The sequence below is a fragment of the Kineococcus siccus genome, assembly GCF_009906795.1.
GTDB classification, from domain to species: Bacteria; Actinomycetota; Actinomycetes; order Actinomycetales; family Kineococcaceae; genus Kineococcus; species Kineococcus siccus.
Genome location: NZ_JAAALN010000434.1, coordinates 1 through 709 on the forward strand (window position 1 = coordinate 1; position 709 = coordinate 709).

General features: G+C 73.9%; 2 pseudogenes. One reads left to right on the top strand and one right to left on the bottom strand.

The features are described 5' to 3' along the window. Nucleotides 1-369: pseudogene (locus GTR02_RS22540) on the top strand (hypothetical protein); the annotation flags it as partial. On the opposite strand, the pseudogene GTR02_RS22000 reads toward GTR02_RS22540, so the two are convergent. Beyond that, nucleotides 354-709: pseudogene (locus GTR02_RS22000) on the bottom strand (hypothetical protein); the annotation flags it as partial. The pseudogenes GTR02_RS22540 and GTR02_RS22000 sit on opposite strands and share 16 nt — an antisense overlap.

A 709-nucleotide genomic window follows, 5' to 3' on the forward strand; every position in this document is an offset into this window, starting at 1 on the left:
GGCGTCCCACCCGGTGTCGCCCAGTTCGCCGAGGGCGGGTGGGCCGCCGGGCCAGTCGTTGCGGGTGGTGCGGCGGGTGTGCACGGTGCCGGCGATGTCGTCGAAGGTGCTGTCGGGGTTCAGCGGGTGGCCGGTGACGGCGGCGACGTCGGCCCAGCCGACGGGGTCGAGGTCGGCGTCGGTGGCGGGGTGCAGCAGGCGGGCGGCGGCGGAGAAGCCGTGCGGGGCGCCGGGGCCGGGCGCCTCGAGCGTGGACAGCCAGGCAGCGGTGGGCGCGGTCGCGCTGTGCGGGGCCGGTTGCAGCTGCTGTTCGTCCGCAGGGTCAGTCTGCGCGTGCGTGGCTACCTTCGAGGTCAGGTGTTGAGGTGATCAGCGAAGGCGGACAGGTCGTCGTCCTCGTGCACGGGCCACGCCTCGAGCGCCGGCGCGGCCAGGACGGCGTCGATCAGGTCGACCGGGCCGGCGACGAGGGTGGAGTCGAAGTCGATCTCGGTGGCCAGGCACCAGGAGCGGTCCGCCGGCCACGACAGGTTGGGTGACTGCGGGTCGAACCAGTCGTCGGTGACCTGGTGCCCCATGCCGAGGGCGGCGTGCAGGGAACCGGTGAACAGCAGGTACTCCCGTCCCGGCAGCGACAACCGGGAGGCGTCCAGGGCCTGCTCGAGCACGTCGGGTGTGGCCGCATGGCTCGGCACCGGCAGTTCAGGGC